This is a genomic window from Albidovulum sp., from assembly GCF_049646345.1.
Taxonomy (GTDB): Bacteria; Pseudomonadota; Alphaproteobacteria; order Rhodobacterales; family Rhodobacteraceae; genus Albidovulum.
The window spans coordinates 1-2,226 of sequence record NZ_JBARVQ010000251.1; the positions used below are offsets into that span (position 1 = coordinate 1).

Consider the following 2,226-nt stretch of genomic DNA (forward strand, 5'->3'; position numbering starts at 1 on the left):
CCATAGCCCCCTCCCCCTATGATCCGATGATGCCGCGGCGCACGCGCGGATCGATGAGTGCCAACAGAATGTCGGTGACGAAGTTCAGGGCCACGATGCTCGCCGTCAGCAGGAAGATGATCGCGCCCGCCAATTGCTGGTCATTCGACCGGGCGAGGCTTTCGAACAGCAGCGCCCCCGCCTCGGTCAGGGTCAGGATCAGCGCCACGATGGGCAACTCGTTGAAGATCCGGTTGAGGTCGAAGCCGAGCGAGTTGATGACGGGCCCCAGCGAGTGTTTTGCCGGATACCGCCAAAGCAGTTTCGCACCCGAGACCCCCCGCGCCGAGGCGGCGGTGACGTAGAGCTTGCCGATCTCATCCAGCATCAGCGCCCGCACGGTTTGCAGGGCAAAGGCCGTCGCCGACCAGCCGAGAATGAAGACCGGCAGCCAGGCGCGGCTGATGAAATCGCCAAACTTGGCCCAACTCCAGGCGGCATCGCGATATTCCTTGGAAAACAGTCCGGTCAGACTGTCGCCAAAGAGAACCGTCGATATCAGCATGATGATCAGCGCCAGCAGGAAATTCGGCAATGCCAGACCAAGATAGCTGACGAAGCGCAGCGAGTTGTTGGTGACAGGGTTGTCTGAACTTGCCGATATGATGCCTATGGGCACCGCGATCGCATAGGACAGGATCAGGGCCGCCATGCAGATACCAAGCGATATCCAGAACTTGTCCGAAAGAAGCTGATTGATGTTGAGGCGCAGGATGCAGCTGTCGCCGAATTCACCATGGACAAAGACGTTGTAGACCCAGTTGCCCCAGCGGACCGGGAAGGGCTTGTCGAGCCCGAGGCGTTTCTCCTCGGCCTCGATATCGGCGATGGTGATCTGTGATCCTTGGGTGTTCTTGAACGCAAGGTAGCGTTCCGCACAGGTGCCGGGCACCAGTTCCATCAGCGTGAAAACGATGAGCGAGACGGTCAGAAGCGTGATCAGCGCAAGTACGGCGCGGGTCAGCGCGAACTGGGCGAATTGGGCCATGGCGTGCGGTCCTTGGTGAAAGCGGGCCTGCGGACCGGGGCGGACATTGCCGCCCCGGTCGATTGTGTCGTCAGGTCACGACATCACTCGTCGAAGTACCACTGGGACGCCCGGTAAGGGTAAGTCCGATAGTATTCGTAGGACGCGGTCTTGAACTCGGTGAAGTTCTTCAGCGCGTTGCGGTGATAGATCGGGTCCGGCGTCAGCGCGGTACCGATGAACAGAAGGTTGCCCGTCATGTTCGCCACCAGCCGGTTCGCAATCGCCTTGAACTCATCCGTGCCCGCAGGGGTCGATTGCAGCGTGTTGATATCTGCAACCAGCTCCTTGACGTAGTCGGGCGGTTCAACGCCGCTTGCGCCATTGCTGTCGACCCATTCGGCCCAGAGCATGCCGGTCCGGTGGGCGAAGTAGTTCTCGAACGGCGGCACCCACAGCTCGTTATTGCCAAGGATGATCCCTGTCGGCTGGCCCTTTTCCCAAAGACCGACATCAAGCTGGTTCGAAGACTGGGCCGAGCGGTATTCGTCCGGCGTGATCTCTTTCACCGTGGTGTTGATGCCGACATTGGACCAGTGCTGACCGATCAGTTCGACGACCTGACCGGCGATGCCCTGGGTCGCGAATTGCAGGTTCAGGACCAAAGGCGCGCCCGAGGGCAGATCGCGGAAGCCATCGCCATCCTTGTCGACAACGCCGACCTCATCCAGCAGCGCGTTGGCGCCATCGGGATCGAACTCAGTCGCGAAGGTCTTCCATTTCGCGTCGATGTAATCCGGCAGCGGCGAGAAGCCTGTATACTGCTGGATCTCGCCCTCACCGAAATAGGCCGTCTCATTCAGTTCCTGACGGTTGATCGCGATCGACATCGCCTTGCGGAAGCGGAAATCACCAAAGACGGCGCGCTTTTCCTCATCCGCCGAGGTGACGTTGAACGACACCGCATGCATGGCGATCTTGGGCTTGAGATGGATCGAGTAGCCGCCCTTCTCCTGGTTCTCCAACAGAAGCGGGGCATCGGCCAGTTGCAGCGACTGGGTCTTGTAATCGGCCTCACCGTTGACGAGCTTCAAGAGACGCACTTCCTGGTCGTTGGCGTAGATCTCATCCTGCTCGTTGATATAGGGCAGTTGCTGACCCGTCGTATCGACCTGGAAGAAATAGGGGTTGGCGACGAAGTGCCGTCCCTCGGTCGTATC

At 59.7% G+C, this 2,226-nt stretch carries 2 protein-coding genes; both read right to left on the reverse strand.

Features of this window, described 5'->3' with window-relative positions; all coding sequences use genetic code 11:
• Positions 1 to 16: 16 nt before the first annotated feature.
• Positions 17 to 1,027 (reverse strand): ABC transporter permease, encoded by a 1,011-nt coding sequence (locus tag WBB85_RS05955; protein ID WP_432637715.1) that lies wholly within the window; start codon positions 1,025 to 1,027, stop codon positions 17 to 19.
• An 83-nt stretch (positions 1,028 to 1,110) separates the two neighbouring features.
• Positions 1,111 to 2,226, reverse strand: a 1,116-nt coding sequence (locus WBB85_RS05960; protein WP_432637716.1) for an ABC transporter substrate-binding protein, incomplete at its 5' end; no start/stop codon positions are given.

Excerpts from the sequence above, each read along its gene's own strand:
- WBB85_RS05955 (WP_432637715.1), bottom strand. The coding sequence starts at position 1,027 with ATGGCCCAATTCGCCCAGTTCGCGCTGACCCGCGCCGTACTTGCGCTG.